Below are 22,358 nucleotides of genomic sequence, written 5' to 3' on the forward strand. Positions count from 1 at the left end.
CTGTTCCTCTATGCGGATCAGCGCGCGCGGATCACTCCTGCGCCGCACGCGACTGCTTCGGGCGCCATTCGTCGTGCAGCAGGCCCCAGATGATGCTGTCGCGCACGCCGATATGCGTTTCCCACTCGGCGCGCAGCAGGCCCTCGCGTCGGAAGCCGAGCGTCGTCAGCAGCGCGATCGAGCGGACGTTGTCGGGATCGGTATCGGCGAACACCCGCCGCGCGCCTTGCGCGAACAGCAGGTCGATCAGCGCGCTCACCGCTTCACGGGCATAGCCCTGGCCGGAGGCGGCGGCGGAAAGGAGGTAGCCGATCTCCATCACCGCGCGGCGCCGTTCGCCGGCGGCCAGCGTGCCGATTGCACGGCCGCTGGCCTTTTCCACGATCACCCATTGCCGCCACTGATCGCCGGCGTGGGGCGTCACATAAGCGATCGTCTCCTCCAGCGAGGCATGCGGCGGGCTGGACCAGAAGCGCATCACCCGCGGGTCACGATACGCCTCGTGCAACGCCGGGGCATCGTCCGCCGTCGGCGCCCGCATGATCAGCCGTTCGCTCTCAAAAGGCTCGGCCCGCATGCCGATCAACCCGCCAGTGCCTCGACCAGCGCCTGCACTTTCTGCTGGCGCCACTGCGGCAGCGGCGCGACCAGCCAATAGCCGAGCCGGGAGGGCCGCGGCTCGCCGATCGCCGCGATCCGCCCTGCAGCAAGATCTCGCGCGGCAAGGAGCTCCGGCACAGTCGCCTTCCCCAGCCCCTGCGCGGCAGCATCAAGCGCCAGGCCTGCGTCGCCCACCTGGATCAGCGGGCTGCCATCCTCGCTGCCGCAGCCCGGCCAGGCGATCACCGCGTCAGCGCCGCCGCCGGCGCGCTCGATCGTCACCATGCCCTCACTCTCGATCGCCTCGCCTTCGTGCGCGCCGGGGCCGTCACCCCAGGTGATTGCGAGGTCGAGGTTCGCCTCCGTGAAGTCGGGCGGCGTATCGGCGGCGACCAGCACGAAGCGGAGGTCGCCGTCATTGCGCGCGATCTCCGCCAGCCGCGGCAGCAACCACTTCTCGGTCAGGTCGCGCGGCGCGGCGATCGTCAACGATTTGGACGATTGCCCGGCCTGCATCGCGCGCACCGCTTCCTCGAACTGCAGGAAGCCATGCCGCAGCGGCCCGAGCCCCGCCTCTCCTTCCGGGGTCAGCTCCAGCCCCTTGGTGGTACGGCGGAACAGCACGACGCCCAGCGTGTCCTCGAGCGCCCGGATCTGCTGGCCGACGGCGGCGGGCGTCACCGCCAGCTCGTCCGCCGCGCGGGTGAACGACAGGTGGCGCGCCGCGGCGTCGAGCACGCGCAGGCCGTTCAGCGGAAGATGGGTACGCTTCATGCCCGGCTCACCCCGCCACCGCAGGCGCCGTCAGCGCGAACTTCGGGATCGCCACGTCGAACAGCGCGCCATCCTCGCCGATCATGCGATAGCTGCCCTGCATCGATCCGCTCGGCGTCGCGAGCGGGCAACCGGATACGTAATCGTAGCTGGCGCCCGGCGCGATCACCGGCTGCTCGCCGACCACGCCCTCCCCTTCCACCGAATGGCGCGCACCCCGCCCATCGGTGATGATCCAGTGGCGCGTCAGCAATTGCACCGTCTGCGGCGAATCGTTCTCGATGCGGATGTGATAAGCCCAGAACCATCGCCCGCGCGCCGGCTCCGATTGCTCGGGCAGGTAACTGACGGAAACACGCACCGTCACCCCGCGCGTCGTCTCCGCGGCGGGGAACAGCGCCTTCACAGGCCCACCTTGCGCAAGGCACGGTCGAGATCCTCGATCAGGTCCGCCGGGTCTTCAAGGCCCACGTTAAGGCGAAGCATCCCCTCCGTCACGCCCATCTCCTCGCGCTTCTCGGGCGCCACGGAATTGTGCGTGGTGGAGGCGGGGTGCGTCATCAGCGACCGCGAATCGCCGATGTTGTTGGAAATGTCGATCAGCTCCAGCGCATCGAGCAGCCCGTGCGCCTGGGTGCGCCCGCCATCCAGCAGAATGGCGAAGATCGGCCCCGCCGCTTCCATCTGGCTCATCGCCAGTTCGTGCTGCGGGTGGCTCGGCAGGCCGGGGTACAGCACCGTCGGCACGCGGCCTTCGAGGAAGCTTGCCACCTTCATCGCGTTCTCGGACTGACGGCGGATGCGCAGGTCCAGCGTCTCCAGCCCCTTCAGCACCACCCAGGCGTTGAACGCGGACAGCGTCGGCCCGGTGTTACGGGTGAAGGGCAGCAGCGTGTTGTCGATGAAATCCTTGGTACCGCAAACGGCACCGGCCAGCACGCGCCCCTGCCCGTCCATCATCTTGGTCGCGGAATAGGCCGTCACGTCCGCGCCGAACTCCATCGGCCGCTGCAGCGCCGGGGTGGCAAAGGCATTGTCGACCACGCTGGTGATGCCGCGCTCGCGGGCGATGGCGCACACCGCGCGCAGGTCCACGACGTCCATCGTCGGATTGGCCGGCGTTTCGAAGAAGAACACCTTGGTTTCAGGGCGCACCGCATCGATGAACTGCTGCGGGTCACGCGCATCGACCACGGTGGTGGCGATGCCGAACTTGGGCAGCAACGTATCGACCAGCCAGCGGCACGATCCAAACGCGGCGCGGCCGGCGACGACATGGTCGCCTGTCTGCAGCTGGCTCAGCAGCACCGCCGTCATCGCCGCCATGCCGCTCGCCATGGTGCGGCACGCCTCGGCGCCTTCCAGCAGGGCGATGCGATGCTCCAGCATCTCGACGGTCGGGTTCTGCAGCCGGGAGTAAGTCATCCCCTGCTGCTCGCCGGCAAAGCGCGCGGCGGCATCGCCGGCGCAGTCATAGGCATAGCCGGAGGTGAGGAAGATCGCCTCGGACGTCTCGCCGAATTCGGAACGCACCGTGCCGCCGCGGATCGCCCGCGTGGCGGGGCGCCAGGTGTCGGTGATCGAGCGGTCTTGTCCGGTATGGCGTTTCATGCCGCCGCTTTCGGCCATTCGGCACGGGCTTTCAAGGGCGGCGGCCCCTGTCCTACAAGGCCGTAACCGTGCGAAGGTGGCGCCATCCACGTCCAGGCGCGGGAGGCGCAAAATTCCCTTTCCACATGCGTCAACTTCATGAAGTTCCGCACCGCCTTATCCTCGGCTAAGCAGGACGTGATGCTTCGCCGCCCGCTGCCGCTCGCGATCCTGATCTTCGCGCTTGCGCAGGCGTTGTTCATGATCCGCCTATCGGTGCCGCACCAGTTCGTGTTCGACGAGGTGCACTACGTGCCCGCAGCCCGCGCGCTGATCACGCTCGCCGGGCCGATGAACATCGAACATCCGCTGCTGGGCAAATGGCTGATCTCGCTCGGCATCCGGCTGTTCGGCGACACGCCGTTCGGCTGGCGCTTTCCGTCAACCGTGGCCGGCAGTGTCACCGTGGTATCGCTGTTCGCCACCGTCTGGCTGATGACCGGGCGCCTCCGCCCTGCCCTTGTCGCGGTGGCGCTGACGCTGCTTGGCTTCACCGTCTACGTCCAGTCGCGGATCGCGATGCTGGACGGGTTCATGCTCGCCTTCCTGATGGCGGCGATCGCCATGGCGGCCTGGACGATGCGGCGCGGCGGCTGGTGGCGCTGGACGTTGGTGGCGGTGCTGCTCGGCTGCGCGGTCGGCTGCAAATGGCTTGCCGCACCCTATATCGCGTTCGCCGCGGGCGCGCTGGTCATCCTGAAGCGGGGTGACGCGCGCCGCTTCCCCGGCATCCGCCCGCTGCCGGCGATCGCGCTGCTCGGCGCCGTGTCGGTCGCGACCTATCTCGCCACCTTCGCTCCTGCCTTCTTCTACGCCAGCGAACCGCTGACGCTGGCCAGCCTCATTCCGTTCCAGCTCACCATGTACGAACGGCAGACCCAGGTGCTGCCGCCCCATCTCTACCAGTCGAACTGGTGGACGTGGCCGCTGCTGATCCGACCGATCTGGTATCTCTACGAGCCCGCCGACGGCGCGCAGCGCGGCATTCTGTTCCTCGGCAATCCGGCGATCATGTGGTCGGGCCTAGTCGCGGTCGCGGCGTGCTGGATCGGGTGGGTGCGCTCCGGTTCGACGCGGCTGTTTGCCGCGGCCTGGCTGTGGACGGGCAGCCTCGCCCTATGGGCAGTGATCCCCAAGTCGCTCGGCTTCTATTATTATTACTATCCGGCCAGCGTCTTCATCGTCATCGCCATCGTCGCCGCACTCGACCACTGGCGTGAGCGGACGCGCAACTGGGACGTGGCGTTGATCGCCGTCACCGCTGCGCTGGCGATCTACTTCTATCCCATCCTCTCCGCCCAGGCCCTGCCTGACGCCGGCGCCTTCCGGCGCTGGACGTGGTTTACGACCTGGGTGTGATCAGTAGCGGCCCCAGGTGAAGCGCGACGACAAGGCGTAGTTCCACACCGCGCCGATCAGCACCCCGGCCATCGCCGATGCCGCCCAGGCACCATAGCGGAAGTCATAGAGGAACGCCGCCACACCAACGTTCGCCACCGCACCGACCGAACAGACCAGGCAGAAGGAAACCCACCCGTCGAGCAGTTGCCGCCAGCCCTTCAACCGCCGATCACGATAGGTGAGCGCATTGTTGAGGAAGAAGTTGAACGTCATCGCCGCCATCGTCGCGGCGATCTGGCCGGCCAGGAAGCTGACGCCGAGGCCAAGGTACAACAAGGTCAGCACGCCCATGTGGATGCCGACGCCGATCACCCCGATGGCGGAGAACATCGCGAAGCGCACCGGCACGACATTGCCGAACTTCCGATCGTACAAGGCGATCAGATATTCCAGCGCCACCACGTGATCGAGCTTGGACTCGCCAACGCTGCGGGTGCGGAAGACATAGGGCAGCTCGAGGAAGCGCAGCGGGCGATCGCCGGCTGCCATGATGTCGAGCAGGATCTTGAAGCCGATGCCGGCGAGCCGCGGCGCGATGGCGCGCAACAGCTCGGTGCGCATCATGAAGAAGCCGCTCATCGGATCGGTCAGGCCGACGTCGAGCACGCGCTGCGACAGCTTGGTGGCAAAGGCGGACTTCGCCACCCGGTCCCGGTCCCACTCGCCCGTCCCGCCACCATCGACGAAGCGCGAGCCGACCACGATGTCCAGCACGGGATCACCCTTCAAGGCCGCGAGCATCGCAGGGAGGATCGTCTCGTCATGCTGCAGGTCACCGTCGATCACCGCGACGGCAGGCGCGGCGGTCGCGCACATCCCCTCGATGCACGCAGTCGCGAGGCCGCGGCGCCCGATGCGCTGGATCACCCGCACCCGGCGATCGAACCGGCCGATCTCCCGCGCGGCATCCGCCGTGCCGTCCGGACTGTCGTCATCGACGAAGATCGCTTCCCAGTTGATCCCGGCCAGCGCCTGATCGAGCTTGGCGACGAGCACGGGCACATTGCCGCGCTCGTTGAACGTCGGGATGACGATTGCGAGGTCGAGCGCGTCGCTCACAGGTGGGCAAGCACCGCATCGCCCATCGCGCGGGTCGAACAATCACCGCCAAGGTCAGCGGTGCGATTGCCCGCTGCCAAAGCCTTCGCGACCGCCGCCTCGACGCGATCGGCGGCGGCGGCGTGACCCAGCGAGTGGCGCAGCATCATCGCCGCGGACAGGATCGCCGCGCACGGGTTCGCCTTGCCCTGCCCGGCAATGTCCGGTGCGGATCCGTGGATCGGCTCGTACAGGCCCTTGCCCGCCGCATCGAGCGAGGCGGAGGGCAGCAGCCCGATCGAGCCGACGCACATCGATGCCTGGTCGGACAGGATATCGCCAAACAGGTTGCCGGTGACGATCACGTCGAACTGGCCCGGATCGCGCACCAGCTGCATCGCGGCATTGTCGACATACATGTGGCTGAGCGTCACGTCGGGATAGTCCTTCGCGGTCTCGATCACGACGTCGCGCCACATCTGCGATGTCTCCAGGACGTTTGCCTTGTCGACCGAGCAGAGCATCCCGCGCCGACGCTGCGCCGCCTCGAAGCCGGCAATCGCGATGCGGCGAACCTCGCCCTCGTCATAACTCATGACGTCATAGCCTTCGCGAAGGCCAGCGGCGGTGGTGCGCATGCCTTTCTCGCCGAAATAAACGTCGCCGTTAAGCTCGCGCACGATCAGCAGGTCGATCGCTCGCGCCACCTCCGGGCGGAGCGCGGAGGCCTCCTCCAGCCCCGCGAACAGCTTTGCCGGGCGCAGGTTCGCGAAGAGCGTCAGCTCCTTGCGCAGGCCAAGGATCGCCTGCTCCGGCCGCAAATGGCGCTCGAGCGAGTCGCAGCTGGGATCGCCCACCGCGCCGAACAGGATCGCATCCGCTCGCCGCGCGAGGTCCAGCGTCTCCGGCGGCAGCGGATGCCCGCTCGCGTGATACGCCGCGCCGCCGACGGGCGCTTCCTCGAACGCCAGGTCGAGCGCCAGCGCCTCGAGCACGCGCCGCGCCTCGGCAGTCACTTCCGGGCCGATGCCGTCGCCGGGCAGGATCGCGATCAGGGCCATGTTCAACTCCGCTAAAGGCGCGCGTCCCTTGCCGCCCGGCATGCACTCACGCAACCGCTCTCTTCAGCCGATCGAGCAGCCGGTCGCGCGCGGCGAGCGCTTCCGCCCGCCGATCGACCAGCACGTCGCGCGCGAGGAAGCGGCCGGTGATCGCCAGTGCATCGAAGACATCGGGCCAGTCGGGCTCCCCGCCCGCGAGCAGGAAAGGAGGCAGCCGCAGCAGCCGATCCTCATAACCCGCCGCCGCCGCACGGCTGACGGCGCCGCCGCTCTTGGGGCTGACGAATGCCATTTCGCCGGTCGCGCCGCTGGCGACGCATTGTTCAAGGTCCAGCCCGAAGCCAAGCTCGGCCAGCACGAGCAACTCATAACGCGCAAGCGCGCCAGCCCATCCCCGCGCTGCCGGTGCCGCCTCGACCGCGTCGAGCAGCCCGCTCAGCGCCGCGTGGAGGCGCGGATACGGCTGCGCCTCCGGAAGCGCCGCAGCGGTGAGCGCGGTCACCCATTCCAGCACCGCCGCCGGCAGCGGCTCGGCATGCAACGCCGCCAGGCTGTGCACCAGTTCGATCGTCAACGCGGGCAATTGATCTGCGGTACGGGCGCGCCATTCGCCCAGGATCGTGTTCGCGGGCTGAAGGATGGGGCGCAGCGCGCGCGATCGGCCACCGCGCACATAGCCCGCCTGGACCCCGTCAGAGGGCGTCAGCGCGCGAACGATTGCACCATGCTCGCCGTGCGGCCGGATCGCGAGGACGATGGCGGGCGAGGCAAGATGCATGTGCCGATTGTACCGCGTCCCTCGCGCCGCGAAAGGGCGCGCGTCCGGTCAGGCCCGCCGTACGCGCCGGGCAAGATCGCGGAACGCGGGCGTGGCCGCAGCCCGCTTGGCGAGCCGCATCGCACCGTCGAACCCGCCGACCAGCGCCAGCGCCCCGCGATTGGCGATGGTCGGCCGCAGCAGCAACAGGTCCCGGCAGGCGACGCCGCCGCTCGCCATGCTTCGCTTGTGCTGCCCTTCGCCTTCGGTGAAGTCAAAGCGGAGGAAGCGATCCGCGAACAGATCGGCCAGCGCCGCCTCCATCAGCACGCTTCCCGGCGACAGCGCGGCGAAAGCGGGATCATGGCCGACGTAATCGTAGCGCAACGTGTCCCCGTCTGCGCTGGACCACAGATAAGCCGCGGGCGCCTCACCGATGTACAGCAGCCAGGCGCGCACCGCGTCTGCGGCCGCCAGCGTCTGCATTCGGTGGAAAAATGCAGCATCCCCGGGAAGGCCGGCCGCCATCAGCCGCTCCTGATAGGTCTTCTCGGCCAACGCCCGCGCAACCGGATGGAAGACGGCCAGCTCTTCCGGCGATCGGAACCGGCGGACATCAACCGAACCGCCGCTCGCCGCCGCCGCCTTCTTCGCCTTGCGCTTCAGCGTCGAGCGCGTCTGGCCAGAAAGGCCGGCGCGCCACGCCGCCTCGCCCGCCGCCAGATCGACGAAATAGCGCGTGTAACGCTGACGCTCGAACTGCAGCCCTGCCCAGCTCGGCGCGGTCGCGGCCGGAAGCGACGTGACGAGATACCCATGGTGGTCACCAAGTGGCGGGAGCGAGGGCAGCGTTCCGGCAAGGGCGTCGTCGAGGGACAGCCCGACGCGCAGCAGCCGGCGTGGGATCGAGGCGATCGTGCGCGCACCAATCTGCAATCGCAGGGCGGTCGCGCTCACGCCGCGCGCTCCGCGACGAGGTTCGACCACAATTGCTCCGCCTGCCGCCGGCCGCGTCGCAACGCACTGGCCGGAAGAGGAGCATCCTCACGATCAAGCGCGAGTATAGGGTTGTCCGCGAAATGCGTCGTCGGCGCGGTATCCCGACGCTCGGCCAGCAAAGCGCACAGCCGTTCGAACCGGTTCACATGCACGCGGTTGGCGGCCGTTCCAGCACGGTTCGCCAGTTCGAAACTGTGCCCGACGATCGTCGTCGCCACATGCTGCTCGGAGATCGCGTGATCCAGCGCCGCGCGCATCTCTCCGGCGGACAGCGCGCAAATCTGGAAGTTGCGCCACAGGCCCGGCCGGTCCTCGATCACCGTCACCGGCACCTCGACGACGCCGTGCCGCGCGACCGGCGCGATGCACGACGGTGGCAGGCCGATTGCACTGGGCCAGGGATGATGCGCACCATTGTGACTGGAATCGTACTGGATCCCCAGGCCGGCGAGCGCCGACAGTGTCTCGTCGTTGGCGGAATAGCTTCCGCTACGAAATGCCACCGGCGTAGGCGCGTCAGCCCCCATCAGCAGATCGCGCGCCTGCGCCAGAAGGTCACGCTGTTGCTCCGCCGAATGGTCGATCAGCTCGAACGCCCCATGCGCGCCCCGATCGTCGATGGCCGCGCCCCGCCAATTGGCGTGGAGATGAAGCTGCACCTCCTGCCCTGCCTCCAGCACGGCCGCGACGATCCGCCGGAAGGGATCAAGGCCATAGACGAGGGCCGGCATCGGATCGACGAAGAAGGTCGCCTTCAGTTGATGCCGGGTGAGTGCCGCAAGTTGCCAGGCAAGCCCCACCCCACCCGGTTCGATCGACCGCGCCTCCACCGTCGCCGCATCGTGGCCCGCCGCATGGTGCCGCCAGGCGAGTTCGGTATCGATGGTGAGGAAGACGCGCGGCATGGGTGCCGGGATAATAGCGGCGGCGTAAAGATTCGGCGAACGATCACAAATGAAAGCGGCCGCCGGATCGCTCCAGCGGCCGCCCGTGAACATGAAGTCTGGTGCAATTGGCGCTTACATCGTGCCGCTGGAAGCGGCGCCACCCAGGAAGCCGGCAAGTTCCTGCTTCGTAACGGTCGACGACTTGTCTGCGTCAGCCTGGGCAAAAGCAGCGTCATTCCACTTCGGGTCAGACGGCTGAGCCGAGGCATTCGGCGCCTTTGCCTTCAGCGCGTCCATCCAGGCAGCAAACTCCGTCTTGTCGAGCGTGCCGTTCGAATCCTTGTCGTAGGTGCCGAACTCGCTCTCGACGATCGCCGCCACCTGGTTGCCCTGCGCTGCCGGCTGAGCCGTGGTCGGTGCCGCAGTCGTCGCCGGGCTGGCAGTAGTCGTCGAGTCAGTAGCAGTCGTGCCAGTAGTGGCGGAGGGGGTTGCAGCAGTCGACGGCGTCTGCGCCGTCATGCCGGCGTCCTGCGCCATAACAGGCGTAGCAACAGCCATGGCGGTACCCAGAAGAACATACTTCAACATCTTCACTCTCCGTTGCTTGCTTTTATGAATTGCAGATGAACGACGCCGGAATACGCGCGCGGCGCCAAGAAACTGGCGAATAATCAACCCTCATCTGTTCTATTCGGTTCCCTGTTGGCGATTTGAACACTTCCCGGGACCCTGCTACCGAGCGCGCGATTTGTCTGGCCCGCGGCAGTCTCCGCGCTGCCGCGCCGCCGTTGATTTGAGGAAATTCAAATGGTTCCGCGCTATTCCCGGCCCGAAATGACCGCGATCTGGACGCCGGAGGCGCGGTTCCGAATCTGGTTCGAGATCGAGGCTCATGCGACTGAAGCTTTGGCCGAGTTGGGTGTCGTCCCGAAGGAAGCGGCGGACGCGCTCTGGGCCTGGTGGCGCACCAACCCCGAGATCGACGTCGCCGCGATCGATGCGATCGAGGCGGTGACGAAGCATGACGTGATCGCGTTCCTCACCTGGGTGGCGGAGCAGGTCGGCGACCAGGCGCGCTTTATGCACCAGGGCATGACCAGCTCCGACGTGCTCGACACATGCCTTGCGGTACAGCTGGCGCGCGCGTCCGACATCCTGATCGCGGACATGGACGCGCTACTCGCGGTGCTGCGTCGCCGCGCCGAGGAGCATAAGTTCACCCCCACGATCGGCCGCAGCCATGGCATTCATGCGGAGCCGGTCACCTTCGGGCTGAAGCTTGCCGAGGCCTATGCCGAGTTCAATCGCTGCCGCGCGCGGCTCGTCGCGGCGCGGGAAGAGATCGCGACCTGCGCCATCTCCGGCGCGGTCGGCACCTTTGCCAATGTCGATCCCCGGGTTGAAGCGCATGTCGCCGAGAAGCTCGGCCTCGCGGTGGAGCCCGTGTCGACCCAGGTGATCCCACGCGATCGCCACGCCATGTTCTTCGCCACGCTCGGTGTCGTCGCCAGTTCGATCGAGCGCCTCGCGGTCGAGGTTCGCCACCTGCAGCGCACCGAAGTGCTGGAAGCGGAGGAATATTTCTCACCCGGGCAGAAGGGTTCGTCGGCGATGCCGCACAAGCGCAACCCCGTGCTGACCGAGAACCTGACCGGCCTCGCCCGCATGGTGCGCGGTTATGTGACGCCCGCGCTGGAGAATGTCGCGCTGTGGCATGAACGGGACATCAGCCACTCATCGGTCGAGCGGTACATTGCGCCCGACGCGACCATCACGCTCGATTTCGCGCTCGCGCGGCTCACTGGCGTGATCGACAAGCTGCTGGTCTATCCGGCGCGGATGCAGAAGAACATGGACCGGATGGGCGGGCTGATCCATTCGCAGCGCGTGCTTCTGGCGCTGACCCAGGCCGGGGTCAGCCGCGAGAACGCCTATCGCCTCGTCCAGCGCAACGCGATGAAGGTGTGGGAGTCGGACGGCGCATTGTCGCTGAACGAGCTGCTCAAGGCCGATCCGGAAGTCACTGCGGCGCTCAGCCCCGAAGCGATCGATGCCGAATTCGACCTCGGCTATCACTACAAGCACGTCGACACGATCTTCGATCGCGTCTTCGGCTGATCGGTCGGGCCCGGCGGGCGCCGGGCCCAACGCCATCCCGGCTGATCAGGCCGGGATCTGCTGCGAGATGCAGTGGAAGCTGCCGCCCCCGGTGAGGATCGCGTCTGCCCGCAGGCCGACGACGTTGCGACCCGGGAAGATCGCCTGGAGTTCCCGCACCGCGGCCTCGTCGTCAGCCGCGCCATAGATGGGCACGACGACACTCGCATTGCCGATGTAGAAGTTCATGTAGCTCGCAGGCACGATCTCGCCATCGCGCAACACACGGCCGGCCGATGGCACCGGCACCACCTCCACACCAGCGCCGCGCGCGCGCTCGGCGGCATTGGCATAGACCTGCCAATTGGGATCATTCTCCCCGCCGACCGGGATCGCCAGGCGCCCCTCGCCTACGAAACGGGCGAGATTGTCGACATGGCCATCGGTGTGATCGTTGTGCAGGCCGTCACCGAGCCATAGCACCCGGTTGAAGCCAAGATCGGAATGGAGGCGCGCCTCGATGTCGCTGCGCGATAGGTTAGGATTGCGGTTCGGGTTCAGCAGGCATTGCTCGGTCGTCACGACCAGGCCGGTACCATCACCGTCGATTGCGCCGCCTTCCAGCACCCAGGAATGACGCTCGATCCGCTTGCCGCGCTGCGCGGCGAGCCGCTGTCCAATGTCGTCATCGCCCGGCAGATCGTATTTGCCGCCCCAGCCGTTGAAGAGGAAGCTGTGCGCCACCCGGTCACCGGCGATGATCGGGCCGGTATCGCGCAGCCAGATATCGCCGAACGGCTCCACGACGACATCGGCGAACGGCGCAAGGCGGCGCGCCGCCTCGCCCGCTTCCTCGTCAGCAGCAACGAGCAAGACCGTCTCGCCCTTGCCGCCAGCGTGCACCGCTGCGGCGAAGGCGGCGACTTCGTCGCGCGCCTGATCGAGATCCTCCTGCCACAGCTCCGGATGGCTGGGGAAGCCGATCCAAATGGCCTTGTGCGGCGCCCATTCGGGCTTGGGTGCGTGGGTCATTTCGCCTCGCTGCGGGACTTGTCACGGATCGCCTTGAACTCGGCGGTGGAGTACCAGCTCGGCCAGGCGTTTCCGTCGGCAAGCTGGCGACCGAGCTGATAATAGATCGTCAGATCCTGGACCGCGCCGTCCCAGTTCCAGTTGGGATCATATTCATCCTTCGGGCCATGATAGCGATTCTTGAGGTAATCCTCGCTTGCCGCCTTGCCGGCAAGCGCGCCACCCTTGACCAGATCGATGCCGCCGCCGGCCGACAACATCGGCACGCCGAGCTTGGCGAAGCTGAAGTGATCCGAGCGGTAGTAATGCCCCTTCTCCGGCGTTGCCTCTGCCGCGATCGTCCGGCCCTGCGCCGCGACGAGCGGCTTCACCATGTCCTCAAGCTCGGACTTGCCGGCGCCGGTAATCTCGAAATCCTTCGTCGCACCGATCACGTTCAGCCCGTCCATGTTGACGCCGCCAACCGTCTTGCCCAGCGGGAACACGGGATTGCGGGCATAATATTCGGAACCAAGCAACCCGCTCTCCTCCGCGGTCACGGCAACGAAGGCGACCGAGCGGCGCGCCGGCCCTGCCTTGGCGTAAGCCTCCGCCGTGGCGACCAGCCCCGCGATCCCCGAGGCGTTGTCGAGCGCGCCGTTGCAGATGTCGTCGCCATCTACCGCATCACAGCGGCCAAGATGATCCCAATGGCCCGAATAGAGCACCACCTCGTCGGGCGCAGCGGTACCCGGCAGCACGCCAACGACATTTTTCGACATGCTCCGCTTGATGTCGTTCGAGAAGCTGCCCGACAGCTTCAGGCCCAGCGGCACGGCGCGGAAGCCTTTCTGCTTGGCGGCAGCAGACAGCTGATCAAAATCCTTGCCCGCTGCGGCGAACAGTTCCTTCGCCTTGGCAAGCTGGATCCAGCCGACCATCTCGTTCTGGTCCATGTGATTGCCCGGCGCATCGAGCTTGTACTGCGGGCCAGTCCACGACGACTGGACGACAGACCAGCCATAAGCGGCAGGCTCCGTATCATGGACGATGATCGCGCCCGCGGCGCCCTGCCGTGCAGCTTCCTCGAATTTGTAGGTCCAGCGGCCATAATAGGTCATCGCGCGGCCCTCGAAGGGCCCGGCGTCCTGACCGGCGGCGGTCGTCTGCCAGTCCGGATCGTTGATGAGGATGACGACCGTCTTCCCCTTCACATCAAGGCCGGCATAATCGTTCCAGCCCTTTTCGGGCGCATTGATGCCGTAGCCGACGAAGACGATCTCACTGTCCTTCAGCGTCACCTTCGGCACGACGCGATACGTGCCCGCCACCATATCGGTGCGATAGTTGAAGGTGACTGGCGCCTTTCCGCCGGACGCGGTGAACGGCGTCACGTCCCTGGCAGTAATCTCCACCATCGGCACGTCCTGCGTCCACTGGCCCTTGTTGCCCGGCTTCAGCCCGGCCGCGGCAAAGCGCTTGACGATATAGTCGATCGTCTTCGCCTCGCCGGCTGTAGTGGGCGCGCGCCCCTCATAGGCGTCCGAGGACAGTTCCTGGGTGACCGACTTCAGCGTCTCGACGGAAATGGCGGGCGCGGTCTGCGCAACGACGGGAAGCGGCAGCGCCGCCAGGGCAAGCAGAACGAAGGAACGCATGGGTACTCCGGCAGAATGACTGCCCTGCTGTTTGGCAGCGGCCGTGCAGGTGCGCAAGCGACGGGCTTGGCACCGCCCCCGCTTCCGTTATGCTGGTGAAACAAGGGGGAGTTTTGGGGGATGCGTAAGGTTTTGACAGCCGCTCTTTTGAGCGGCGCTATCGCCGTGCCGGCGGCAGCCGAGCCGTCGAAGGAAGCAAAGGCGTTCGGTGCGCGCGAGTTCGTGCAGGACATCAGCCTGTCACCCGACGGCAAGCGCGTGGCCATGGTCGAGGCGAGCAGCGGGCGCGGCGCTCGGCTCGTCGTGGGGGATTTCGAAAGCGGGGCGATCACGCCGGTGACGAGCGTGTCGGGCGATCCCGAGCGGTTCGATCGTTGCCATTGGTCAACGAACTCTCGGATCGTGTGCCGGATCTATGGCGACACGACGACTTTGGGTGTTCTCACCGGCTTCACCCGCCTGATCGCGATCAACGCGGACGGCACAAACCCCAAAATGCTGTCCCAGACGGGATCGTCACGCTCGCTGGGCCCGACGTTGAACGGTGGCAATGTCATCGACTGGAGAGGCCAAGGGAAGGAGAGCTCCATTCTGGTGACCCGGTCCCACGTGCCTGAACAAACCACGGGCAGCCGCTTCGGCAGCGACGCGGAGGGATTGGGCGTCGAAAGCATTGATACCATCACGCTGGCCCGCCGCGCAGTGGAGCCGCCAAAGCCGATGGCGGTGGAATATATCAGCGATGGCCGCGGCACGGTGCGCGTAATGGGGCTCCTGACCAGCGCGACCGGGGGATACGTCGGCGAGACGATCGCTTATAGTTACCGTAAGGCAGGTGAACGGACCTGGGAGCGGCTTGGCACGTTTCAGCTCACCCAGAACGCGCGAGCAGGGTTCAATCCCTATGCCGTCGATCCCGATCTCAACGTCGTTTATGGCTTCGATGACAGTGACGGCTTCAAAAAGCTGGTGCGGATCAACCTTGACGGGAGCTTGAAGAAAGAGATCGTCGTCGAGCGACCTGGCGTGGATGTCGACGGGCTGATCCAGATCGGCCGTCAACAACGTGTCGTCGGCGCAAGTTGGGCTGGCGAAGTGCGCGAGTTCACCTTTTTCGATCCCGAGTTGAAGGCGCTCGCCACGTCGCTCGGGCGGGCCATCCCCAACCTGCCGCAGATCCGGTTCGTCGATGCAAGTGCGAACGAAAAGCAGCTGCTGCTTTCCGCATCAAGCGACGACCATCCCGGCATTTATTACATCTATGACAAGGGCACCAAGAAGCTCGAGGAGGTCATGCCTGCCCGGCCTCAGCTCGCGCTTCTCGGCCTCGGCAAGATGAAGCCGATCACCTATCGCGCCGCCGATGGCACGATGATCCCGGGGTATTTGACCCTGCCGGCAAACAGCACGGGCAAAGGCCTGCCCGCAATCGTCATGCCGCACGGCGGGCCAAGTGCGCGCGACGAATGGGGGTTCGACTGGCTGGCGCAATTCTTCGCTGCGCGAGGCTATGCGGTTCTCCAGCCCAATTTTCGCGGCTCGTCCGGTTACGGCGAGGCGTGGTTCGAGAAGAACGGCTTTCAATCGTGGCGCACCGCGATCGGCGACATCAATGACGGGGGAAAGTGGCTGTTGGCGCAGGGCATCGCTGCGCCGGGCAAGATCGCGATCGTCGGCTGGTCCTACGGCGGCTTTGCGGCGCTACAGTCGCCCGCGCTCGATCCGGACCTCTTTAAGGCGATCGTCGCGATCGCGCCAGTCACTGATCTGGAGCAGCTGCGCACGGACTCGCAGATGTACACGAACTTCAAGCTGGTCGATAAATTCATCGGGACCGGCGCGCACGTCCGCGAGGGGTCTCCGGCACGGCTGGCGAGCGGGATCAAGGCGCCGGTCCTGATGTTCCACGGTGACCGGGATCAGAACGTCCGCATCGGGCACTCGCGCCTCATGGCTGATCGGCTGAAGGATGCGGGCAAGAAGGTCGAGCTCGTTGAATATAAGGGGCTCGCCCATTCGCTGAATGATTCCACGGCGCGCACCGAGATGCTCGACAAATCGGATACATTCCTGCGCATGACGCTGGGGCTCTAGAAACGAAGAAGGGCGGCCCCGCGGGACCGCCCTTTTTTGCGACCGATGGAGGCACCGGCGGCTGCCGGCGCCGTCAGGATCAGCGGCTGTAGAACTCGACCACGAGGTTCGGTTCCATCTTCACCGGGTACGGCACTTCGTCCAGCGTCGGCACGCGGATGAAGGTGACCTTGGTGGTGCCGTCCTGCACGACATAGTCAGGCACGTCGCGCTCGGCGAGGCTCTGCGCCTCGAGCACCAGCGCCATTTCCTGCGCCTTCTTGCCGATCGTGATCTCGTCGTTCACCGCGCAGCGGCGCGACGCGATGTTGCACTTCACGCCGTTCACATAGACGTGGCCGTGGCTGACGAGCTGACGCGCTGCGAAGATCGTCGGCGCGAACTTCGCACGGTACACGATCATGTCGAGGCGGCGCTCAAGCAGGCCGATCAGGTTCTGCGAGGTATCGCCCTTCATCCGGGCAGCCTCGTCGTAGCAGTGGCGGAACTGCTTCTCGGTGACGTCGCCGTAATAGCCCTTCAGCTTCTGCTTCGCGCGCAGCTGGATGCCGTAGTCCGACACCTTGCCCTTGCGGCGCTGGCCGTGCTGGCCGGGGCCATATTCGCGCTTGTTGACCGGGCTCTTGGGACGACCCCAGATGTTTTCGCCCAAACGGCGGTCGAGCTTGTGCTTGGCGCTATGGCGCTTCGACATCGTCTTTCCTTCGATTTGCTAACAACGTTGGTCCCGGTATCGCACCGACCGTGCGGGGCACGGGCAGGCCGCCTGCTTCACCGGGATGCAGGGGCGATCGCGAAGCGGCGCGCCTAGCCGCAGGGCCGCACGGAGTCAAGGTAGGCAAGGTGGCGCTGGACAGCCGCGCCCTGTACCGCCACAGCCGGGCAATGATCCTTCCCGGACAAGAATGCACCACGATGGCCGAGGTACGCGCAGGCGTGGACCAGGTCGACCGCGAACTCATCGCGCTGCTCCGTCGGCGCTTCGATTACATGGATGCCGCGGCGCGCATCAAGCCAACCCGTGATGCCGTGCGCGACGAAGGACGCAAGGCACAAGTCATCGCCAATGCCCGAGCTGCCGCGGAAGCCGCCGGGCTTCCCGGCGAAGCAATCGCGCAATTGTGGAACGACTTGGTTGAGGCGTCGATCGCCTATGAACTTGCCGAATATGACCGGCGGGTAACCAACTATTAGGCCGTAATCGGCAAAGCATCGGACGGGAGACAGGGACCGTCCGATGAAGAAACTGCCGTTGATTGCGCCGCATCCGCCGCGCCTGTCGAGCATGGTCGAGGCGCTGACGCGTGTCGAGCAATCCGGCATCTTCAGTAACAACGGGCCGGAGCTTCGTGCGTTCGAGGCGGACGCCACGCGGCGCCTGTTCGGCGGGCGGGGTGCCTGCCTGGCGGTGGCAAACGCCACGCTCGGCCTCATGATCTCATTGCGCGATGCGGTCAGCGACGGGCCGGCGGGCCGCTTCGCGATCATGCCCGCGATGACCTTCGCGGCGACCGCGCAAGCCGCGTGGTGGGCCGGTCTGACGCCGCTCGTCTGCGATATCGATGCAGACGATTGGGGCGCCGCCGCAGACGAAGAAGAACGCCTGCTCGCCCGCTATGGAGCGCAGGTCGCAGCGGTGGTGCCGTACGCTACCTTTGGCTACGGCATCGACCTCGATCGTTATCGTTGGCTGTCTCGCCGCTATGGCGTTGCCGTCGTCATCGACGCTGCCGCCTCGCTCGGCACAACCGATGCGCAAGGCGTCGGCTTCGGGGCGGGCGCGCCCTTCCCGGTCGTCTTCTCGATGCACGCGACCAAGCCGTTCGCGACGGCCGAAGGCGGCCTCATCCATTGCGCGGATGCCGATCGGATCGAGCGGCTGCGCGCCATGGCGAACTTCGGCTTCACCGCGCCGCGCACCGCGACCCTGCCCGGCCTCAACGCCAAGCTGCCGGAGGCCATGGCGGTGATGGCGCAGGCGCGGCTCGATGATTTCGCCCGCGTGGCGCGCCACCGCGATCAGTTGGCGCTCGCCTATCGCGAGCTGATCGGGGACCGCTATCGCATCCAGCCACGGCAGGCAGGACGCCAGGCGCTGGGCTTCTTCCCGCTGCTCCTGCCGTCCGAATATACGCACGAGCGCGACGAGATCATCGCCCGGCTCGGGCGCGAAGGCGTAGGCGCCGGCAAGTACTTCAGCCCGCACCTGGGCGAGCAGCCCTGGGTCCGCAGCGTCGCGCAGATAGAGGAGACGCCGGTCGCGGACATGGTCGGCAGCCGCCTTCTCTCCCTCCCGCTTTCCGACACGATGGCGATCGAGGATGTGGCGGAAGTCGTCGCGGCGCTGGATCGGGCCGTCGCCCGCCCCTCACGCCGGACGTCGCGTGACGCGCCGCCACCCGTGGCCGAGACGCTGATCGTCGGCGGCGGGCCGGCTGGCACTGCCATGCTGACCGCCGCAAGCCGCCACGGCCTGCTGCCCGAACTGTCGCGCGGCCTCGTCATCGTGGAGCGTGATCAGGCGATCGGCGGTGGCCAGCTCGGCCGCTATTCGATCACGTCGGACTCGACCGCGCAGACCTTCCTGACCGCGATCGAGGGCAATCCCGATCCGGCGATCGCCGCACTTGCCAATCACCCCGCGGCGCTCGCGGTCGCCCGGCATCGCGACTCGCTCGGCGTGCCGCTGGCAGAGGTGGGCCCGCTGCTCCGCGCCATCGGTGACCGGCTGCATATGACGGTCGAGGCGAATGGCGGAACGGTGCTGACTGGCCAGGAAGTCGTCTCGGCACGGCAGCAGGACGGCATCTGGCGCGTGCGCATCCGTGATGTGGCAACCCACCGCGATACCGAACGGCTGGCGCGCAACCTCGTGATCGCGACGGGCGGGCATCAGCCGCTCACGCGCCTGGTCGAGCAGCGGTTCGCCGGCGCCCCGCTCCTCGAGCTTGCGGCGGATCGCCTGCTACAGTCGGACTCCGTTCTCACCCGCGGCGGATTCGAGATGGTCACCGATCTTCTCTCCGGCAGGCGCGCGCCGCGCGTGGCGGTGATTGGTGGCTCGACCAGCGCGCTGACAACCGTCGCTCTTCTGCTGCGGGAGCGGCCGGCACTGCCGTTCAGCGCCGGCGCGATCACCCTGCTGCACCGCCGCCCGCTCCGCCCCTTCTATCATTCGGTGGAGGCCGCTCACGCAGAGGGCTTCACCGATTTCGGCCCGGACGACATGTGCCCGGTCTCGGGCTTCGTATATCGCCTCGCCGGCTTCCGCCTCGAAGCGCGCGAACTCGTCCTGCGCATGCTGGCCATCGATGGCCGCGAGCCAGATCCCCGCGTCGCAACTCACCGCGTCACGGGTGACGACGAAGCGGCCCGCGAGATCGTCCGCCGTGCCGATATCGTCATCGCCGCGCTTGGGTATCGCCCGCGCGCCCTGCCTCTTGAGCAAGCCGACGGTTCGCTGCTTCCGCTTGCCGCCCATAGCGGAGCGCCCATGGTCGACGATCTGTGCCGCGTGCGGGATCCCGCCGGTGCAGCGATCCCGGGCCTCTACGGGATCGGCCTTGCTGCCGGCTTCGTGCCGCATGGTCGCCTCGGCGGCGAGGCAAGCTTCGTCGGCCAGGCCAACGGGCTATGGCTGTGGCAGAACGACGTCGGCATGATGATCGTCGATCAGCTGCTGGCAGATCGGGCAAGGGCAGCGGCGTGACCGCAGCGCCCGCGATCAGCGTCATCATGGCGGCCTATAACGGCGCCGAACTGCTGCCCGCGACGCTTGCTTCCCTGCAGCGCCAGACGTTCACCGATTTCGAAGTGATCGTGGTCGACGATCGTTCGACCGACAGCACGCTCGACGTGCTGCGTTCCTGGCCCGACCCGCGCGTTCGCGTCATCGCGCTCGACGAGAATGGCGGGCCAGTCCGTGCACGCAACCGCGCCTTTGCCGAGGCGCGCGGCCGGTACATCGCGGGTCTCGATCAGGACGACCTGTGCCTGCCGAGCCGCTTCGCGCGCCAGCTGGCCTATCTTGATGCCAACCCCAACGTGGTTCTTGTCGCCACCGCGACCGAAGTCCTGGAAGGCGCGCGCCTTCTCCCCTCGCCGCATGTCGCTCATACGACGCCGGGCCTGCTCGGCTGGCTGATCCGGATCGAGAACCCGTTCGTCTGGTCGTCGGTGATGGTCCGGGCCGATGTGGCGCGACGGCTCCATCCCTTCACCCGCCCCGACATTCTCTACGCCGAGGATTTCGATCTCTACCATCGGCTCTCCGCTTATGGCGACATTGCGCGGATCGACGAGCCGCTGCTGGCCTACCGCCGCCACGCCGGCGGCGCATCGCAGCGCTACGAGGGCATCATGCTGGCCAATGCGCGGCGAGTGCTTGGCGCGGCCTATATGCCGGTCCTGGGCGATGAGGCGGAGCAAGCAGCGGCGCTGGTGGTAGAACATCTGATGCACGGCCAGCCCGTGCCCGACCGGGCGACGCTTGCACGACTTGGCACCTACCTGGGTCGACTGCAGGAGGCGTTTCTCGCTGAGCGGAACGTCAGCGACGCCGATCTGCGCATGATCCGCTGGGCAACCGCGCGTCGCTGGGCCGCGGTATCACGCGCCTCGCTGCGCGCCGGCACGATAACCCTGAGCGACGCGATACGAGTGCGGCCGCCACACCTCGGCCTTGGCCACGCAGGCATCGAGCAGTTGCTGTGGGCGCGCCTGATCGGCAGCGCCCGCAGCATCAAGCGTCGTTACACCTTGGCGGCGTAGATCATCCGGCCCTGCCCGAGACGCTGGAACACTTCGGCCAGTTCGTTCTCGCCCACTGCGAAACAACCCTGGCTACGCCCCAGCCGACCGTGCTTCTGCAGCATGTCGGCGTTCGAATACCAGGCGCCATGCACGACAATCGCCCGCGCGAGCGCATTGTCGTTCGTGGGATCAAGCCCGATCAGCCGCTGCGAGCGGCCGTGCTTGCCGACATAATAGTCGGACGCGAGGAAGGCGCCCTCACACGACGCGTTCGAGCCGTTCTGGTTGGAGAAGCGTTGCAGGTATCCGCTATGCGCCGGGTCCGAGCCGCTGCCGTGCGCGACCAGCTTCGACACGCTCGATCCGTTGACGAGATCGATGAAATGGAAGCGACGCTGCGACGAGGGTGCCGAAAAGTCCGCGATGACGATCCGATCGCGCAGCGCGATGCGGTTGCCATGGCGCTCCAGCGCAGCCAGCGCCTTGCGCATTAGATCAGGGGACACGACGCGTGGCGAGCTCGGCGTCACCTTCGGCGTGGGGCGCACAGGTGCCAGCGAAGATGACGGCAGCTGTGCCGATCCTGATTCGGTCGCCCGCATCGCGGCGGATACTGCATCCGGCAGCACCATCGCACCGGCGAGCGCGCCGGCCGTCTTGAGCAAGCCGCGTCGAGTCGGCGCCTTTTCACGCATCGTGAGCATTGATCCTGAAGTCCCCATACCCGGTAAGTCGTTCATAACACGGAAATGGTGAACGATCTGCCCATGCGGGCCCAATCTGGCCCGATGCTTGCTTCATCCGCCGTGCAAACCCTTCCGTTCGTCGCATGGCACCAAATTCGAGATAGTGCGTTTTACCACTTGACAGCCCCGCAATGAGGGCTCGGACATCGAGAAAGAGGGACGCACATGCGCATGATTCGCGCTATGATGGCGGCTGCCCTGACGACGGCAGCCTTTGTTTCGACGCCCAGCCTGGCGCAGACCGCCAATGCCGGTAGCGTAGCTCTGGTGGAGGCCGCTGCCAGCCTGACCCCGGGCAAGTATCTGTGGGAGGAGGATGTGGCTGCCGGCCCGGTCAGCCTCCTGATCAGCATCCCGGACCAGAAGGCCTATGTCTATCGCGGTGATACGCTAGTCGCCGTATCGACCGTCTCGACCGGCAAGGAAGGCAAGGAGACCCCGGTTGGCGTCTTCACCATCCTGCAGAAGAAGCAGATGCACCACTCCAATCTCTACGACAACGCGCCCATGCCTTACATGCAGCGGCTGACGTGGGATGGCGTGGCGATCCACGCCGGCAAGAACCCGGGATTCCCCGCCTCGCACGGCTGCATCCGCGTTCCCACCAGCTTCGCCAAGAAGCTGTTCGCAGCCACCGAGATGGGCGCAACGGTGGAAGTGACGGATCTGTCGTACATGGATGGCATGCCGGCGCCGCGCAGTGACGCTCAGATGACGGCCGCGGCGAATGCAAGTACGCAGAAGGATCTCAACACCTTCCTCGCCAGCAAGTGACCGGTGTGGGAGATCGGCCCCGCACCCTGGCGTTCAGCGTATCGGAACACCTGGGCGCG

General features: G+C 66.6%; 21 protein-coding genes. 7 read left to right on the top strand and 14 right to left on the bottom strand.

The genetic code is table 11. The annotated features are described in order from the left end of the window. Positions 1 to 31: 31 nt before the first annotated feature. Genes ACH0AE_RS01280 through ACH0AE_RS01295 form a run of 4 tightly spaced genes read right to left on the bottom strand, consistent with a single transcriptional unit; the run spans position 32 to position 2,985 of the window. Positions 32 to 577 (bottom strand): GNAT family N-acetyltransferase, encoded by a 546-nt coding sequence (locus ACH0AE_RS01280; protein WP_406875383.1) that lies wholly within the window; start codon positions 575 to 577, stop codon positions 32 to 34. A 5-nt stretch (positions 578 to 582) separates the two neighbouring features. Further along, a complete protein-coding gene (locus ACH0AE_RS01285) occupies positions 583 to 1,374 on the bottom strand; it encodes a LysR family transcriptional regulator (protein ID WP_294442197.1) in 792 nt (263 codons plus the stop codon). Between the two features lie 7 nt (positions 1,375 to 1,381). Then, positions 1,382 to 1,780: a Co2+/Mg2+ efflux protein ApaG gene (gene apaG, locus ACH0AE_RS01290; RefSeq protein ID WP_294442198.1), complete on the bottom strand. Its 399-nt coding sequence runs from the start codon at positions 1,778 to 1,780 to the stop codon at positions 1,382 to 1,384. Next, complete coding sequence (locus ACH0AE_RS01295; RefSeq protein ID WP_294442199.1) at positions 1,777 to 2,985, bottom strand: PLP-dependent aspartate aminotransferase family protein; 1,209 nt, start codon at positions 2,983 to 2,985, stop codon at positions 1,777 to 1,779. The genes apaG and ACH0AE_RS01295 overlap by 4 nt, the downstream gene beginning before the upstream one ends. Before the next feature lie 180 nt (positions 2,986 to 3,165). Between ACH0AE_RS01295 and ACH0AE_RS01300 the strand changes: the two genes are divergently transcribed. Beyond that, positions 3,166 to 4,383, top strand: a complete 1,218-nt coding sequence (locus ACH0AE_RS01300) for a phospholipid carrier-dependent glycosyltransferase (RefSeq protein ID WP_406875384.1) — start codon at positions 3,166 to 3,168, stop codon at positions 4,381 to 4,383. Here the strand turns inward: ACH0AE_RS01300 and ACH0AE_RS01305 are convergent, their stop codons facing one another. From ACH0AE_RS01305 to ACH0AE_RS01330, 6 genes are all read right to left on the bottom strand, one after another. Further along, positions 4,384 to 5,484 (bottom strand): glycosyltransferase family 2 protein, encoded by a 1,101-nt coding sequence (locus tag ACH0AE_RS01305; RefSeq protein WP_294442201.1) that lies wholly within the window; start codon positions 5,482 to 5,484, stop codon positions 4,384 to 4,386. It abuts the gene before it with no gap. Beyond that, positions 5,481 to 6,524 (bottom strand): 3-isopropylmalate dehydrogenase, encoded by a 1,044-nt coding sequence (gene leuB / locus ACH0AE_RS01310; RefSeq protein ID WP_294442202.1) that lies wholly within the window; start codon positions 6,522 to 6,524, stop codon positions 5,481 to 5,483. Before leuB ends, ACH0AE_RS01305 begins: the two co-directional genes overlap by 4 nt. Before the next feature lie 46 nt (positions 6,525 to 6,570). Next, on the bottom strand, positions 6,571 to 7,302 hold the full coding sequence (gene recO / locus ACH0AE_RS01315; protein WP_294442203.1) for a DNA repair protein RecO: 732 nt from the start codon (positions 7,300 to 7,302) through the stop codon (positions 6,571 to 6,573). A 48-nt stretch (positions 7,303 to 7,350) separates the two neighbouring features. Beyond that, complete coding sequence (locus ACH0AE_RS01320) at positions 7,351 to 8,238, bottom strand: GNAT family N-acetyltransferase (RefSeq protein WP_294442204.1); 888 nt, start codon at positions 8,236 to 8,238, stop codon at positions 7,351 to 7,353. Then, positions 8,235 to 9,185: a polysaccharide deacetylase gene (locus ACH0AE_RS01325; RefSeq protein WP_294442205.1), complete on the bottom strand. Its 951-nt coding sequence runs from the start codon at positions 9,183 to 9,185 to the stop codon at positions 8,235 to 8,237. Before ACH0AE_RS01325 ends, ACH0AE_RS01320 begins: the two co-directional genes overlap by 4 nt. A 114-nt stretch (positions 9,186 to 9,299) precedes the next feature. Then, positions 9,300 to 9,755, bottom strand: coding sequence for an EF-hand domain-containing protein (locus ACH0AE_RS01330; protein ID WP_294442270.1), 456 nt, complete (start codon positions 9,753 to 9,755; stop codon positions 9,300 to 9,302). Between the two features lie 219 nt (positions 9,756 to 9,974). On the opposite strand from ACH0AE_RS01330, the gene purB reads away from it, so the two are divergent. Further along, on the top strand, positions 9,975 to 11,285 hold the full coding sequence (purB, locus tag ACH0AE_RS01335; RefSeq protein ID WP_294442206.1) for an adenylosuccinate lyase: 1,311 nt from the start codon (positions 9,975 to 9,977) through the stop codon (positions 11,283 to 11,285). 45 nt (positions 11,286 to 11,330) lie between these two features. Here purB and ACH0AE_RS01340 read toward each other — a convergent pair whose 3' ends face one another. After that, positions 11,331 to 12,296: an agmatine deiminase family protein gene (locus ACH0AE_RS01340; protein WP_294442207.1), complete on the bottom strand. Its 966-nt coding sequence runs from the start codon at positions 12,294 to 12,296 to the stop codon at positions 11,331 to 11,333. After that, entirely contained in the window at positions 12,293 to 13,933 is a 1,641-nt protein-coding gene (locus tag ACH0AE_RS01345) for a M28 family metallopeptidase (RefSeq protein ID WP_294442208.1), read from the bottom strand. The genes ACH0AE_RS01340 and ACH0AE_RS01345 overlap by 4 nt, the downstream gene beginning before the upstream one ends. Positions 13,934 to 14,053: 120 nt before the next feature. On the opposite strand from ACH0AE_RS01345, the gene ACH0AE_RS01350 reads away from it, so the two are divergent. Continuing rightward, positions 14,054 to 16,027, top strand: a complete 1,974-nt coding sequence (locus ACH0AE_RS01350; protein WP_294442209.1) for a S9 family peptidase — start codon at positions 14,054 to 14,056, stop codon at positions 16,025 to 16,027. 79 nt (positions 16,028 to 16,106) lie between these two features. On the opposite strand, the gene rpsD is transcribed toward ACH0AE_RS01350, so the two are convergent. Beyond that, entirely contained in the window at positions 16,107 to 16,721 is a 615-nt protein-coding gene (gene rpsD, locus ACH0AE_RS01355) for a 30S ribosomal protein S4 (protein ID WP_294442210.1), read from the bottom strand. A 221-nt stretch (positions 16,722 to 16,942) separates the two neighbouring features. Between rpsD and ACH0AE_RS01360 the strand changes: the two genes are divergently transcribed. From ACH0AE_RS01360 to ACH0AE_RS01370, 3 genes are read left to right on the top strand one after another with little or no spacing between them, the layout of a single operon-like run. Continuing rightward, on the top strand, positions 16,943 to 17,221 hold the full coding sequence (locus tag ACH0AE_RS01360) for a chorismate mutase (protein ID WP_294442211.1): 279 nt from the start codon (positions 16,943 to 16,945) through the stop codon (positions 17,219 to 17,221). Between the two features lie 43 nt (positions 17,222 to 17,264). Beyond that, positions 17,265 to 19,736, top strand: a complete 2,472-nt coding sequence (locus ACH0AE_RS01365; protein WP_294442212.1) for a DegT/DnrJ/EryC1/StrS family aminotransferase — start codon at positions 17,265 to 17,267, stop codon at positions 19,734 to 19,736. Further along, the gene (locus ACH0AE_RS01370) at positions 19,733 to 20,797 is read left to right on the top strand and encodes a glycosyltransferase family A protein (RefSeq protein ID WP_294442213.1); all 1,065 of its coding nucleotides are present in this window, start codon (positions 19,733 to 19,735) and stop codon (positions 20,795 to 20,797) included. The genes ACH0AE_RS01365 and ACH0AE_RS01370 overlap by 4 nt, the downstream gene beginning before the upstream one ends. On the opposite strand, the gene ACH0AE_RS01375 is transcribed toward ACH0AE_RS01370, so the two are convergent. After that, positions 20,779 to 21,411 carry a murein L,D-transpeptidase catalytic domain family protein gene (locus ACH0AE_RS01375; protein ID WP_406875433.1) on the bottom strand — a complete coding sequence of 211 codons (633 nt, stop codon included), beginning with the start codon at positions 21,409 to 21,411 and terminating at the stop codon, positions 20,779 to 20,781. The two genes, ACH0AE_RS01370 and ACH0AE_RS01375, sit on opposite strands and share 19 nt — an antisense overlap. Before the next feature lie 279 nt (positions 21,412 to 21,690). Here ACH0AE_RS01375 and ACH0AE_RS01380 point away from each other — a divergent pair, with 279 nt between their 5' ends. Further along, complete coding sequence (locus ACH0AE_RS01380) at positions 21,691 to 22,299, top strand: L,D-transpeptidase family protein (RefSeq protein ID WP_294442215.1); 609 nt, start codon at positions 21,691 to 21,693, stop codon at positions 22,297 to 22,299. Positions 22,300 to 22,358: the final 59 nt, after the last annotated feature.

Source organism: Sphingomonas sp. 179-A 2A2 NHS, assembly GCF_045371305.1.
In the GTDB taxonomy this organism is placed as follows: domain Bacteria; phylum Pseudomonadota; class Alphaproteobacteria; order Sphingomonadales; family Sphingomonadaceae; genus Sphingomonas.

What these genes read in the sequence shown, in the direction of transcription:
- ACH0AE_RS01350 (WP_294442209.1), top strand. Translation starts at nt 14,054, where the DNA reads ATGCGTAAGGTTTTGACAGCCGCTCTTTTGAGCGGCGCTATCGCCGTG.
- ACH0AE_RS01360 (WP_294442211.1), top strand. Translation starts at nt 16,943, where the DNA reads ATGGCCGAGGTACGCGCAGGCGTGGACCAGGTCGACCGCGAACTCATC.
- ACH0AE_RS01380 (WP_294442215.1), top strand. Translation starts at nt 21,691, where the DNA reads ATGCGCATGATTCGCGCTATGATGGCGGCTGCCCTGACGACGGCAGCC.
- ACH0AE_RS01345 (WP_294442208.1), bottom strand. Translation starts at nt 13,933, where the DNA reads ATGCGTTCCTTCGTTCTGCTTGCCCTGGCGGCGCTGCCGCTTCCCGTC.
- ACH0AE_RS01365 (WP_294442212.1), top strand. Translation starts at nt 17,265, where the DNA reads ATGAAGAAACTGCCGTTGATTGCGCCGCATCCGCCGCGCCTGTCGAGC.
- ACH0AE_RS01295 (WP_294442199.1), bottom strand. Translation starts at nt 2,985, where the DNA reads ATGAAACGCCATACCGGACAAGACCGCTCGATCACCGACACCTGGCGC.
- purB (WP_294442206.1), top strand. Translation starts at nt 9,975, where the DNA reads ATGGTTCCGCGCTATTCCCGGCCCGAAATGACCGCGATCTGGACGCCG.
- ACH0AE_RS01280 (WP_406875383.1), bottom strand. Translation starts at nt 577, where the DNA reads ATGCGGGCCGAGCCTTTTGAGAGCGAACGGCTGATCATGCGGGCGCCG.
- leuB (WP_294442202.1), bottom strand. Translation starts at nt 6,524, where the DNA reads ATGGCCCTGATCGCGATCCTGCCCGGCGACGGCATCGGCCCGGAAGTG.
- ACH0AE_RS01375 (WP_406875433.1), bottom strand. Translation starts at nt 21,411, where the DNA reads ATGGTGCTGCCGGATGCAGTATCCGCCGCGATGCGGGCGACCGAATCA.
- ACH0AE_RS01300 (WP_406875384.1), top strand. Translation starts at nt 3,166, where the DNA reads ATGCTTCGCCGCCCGCTGCCGCTCGCGATCCTGATCTTCGCGCTTGCG.
- rpsD (WP_294442210.1), bottom strand. Translation starts at nt 16,721, where the DNA reads ATGTCGAAGCGCCATAGCGCCAAGCACAAGCTCGACCGCCGTTTGGGC.
- ACH0AE_RS01325 (WP_294442205.1), bottom strand. Translation starts at nt 9,185, where the DNA reads ATGCCGCGCGTCTTCCTCACCATCGATACCGAACTCGCCTGGCGGCAC.
- recO (WP_294442203.1), bottom strand. Translation starts at nt 7,302, where the DNA reads ATGCATCTTGCCTCGCCCGCCATCGTCCTCGCGATCCGGCCGCACGGC.
- ACH0AE_RS01340 (WP_294442207.1), bottom strand. Translation starts at nt 12,296, where the DNA reads ATGACCCACGCACCCAAGCCCGAATGGGCGCCGCACAAGGCCATTTGG.
- ACH0AE_RS01285 (WP_294442197.1), bottom strand. Translation starts at nt 1,374, where the DNA reads ATGAAGCGTACCCATCTTCCGCTGAACGGCCTGCGCGTGCTCGACGCC.
- ACH0AE_RS01330 (WP_294442270.1), bottom strand. Translation starts at nt 9,755, where the DNA reads ATGTTGAAGTATGTTCTTCTGGGTACCGCCATGGCTGTTGCTACGCCT.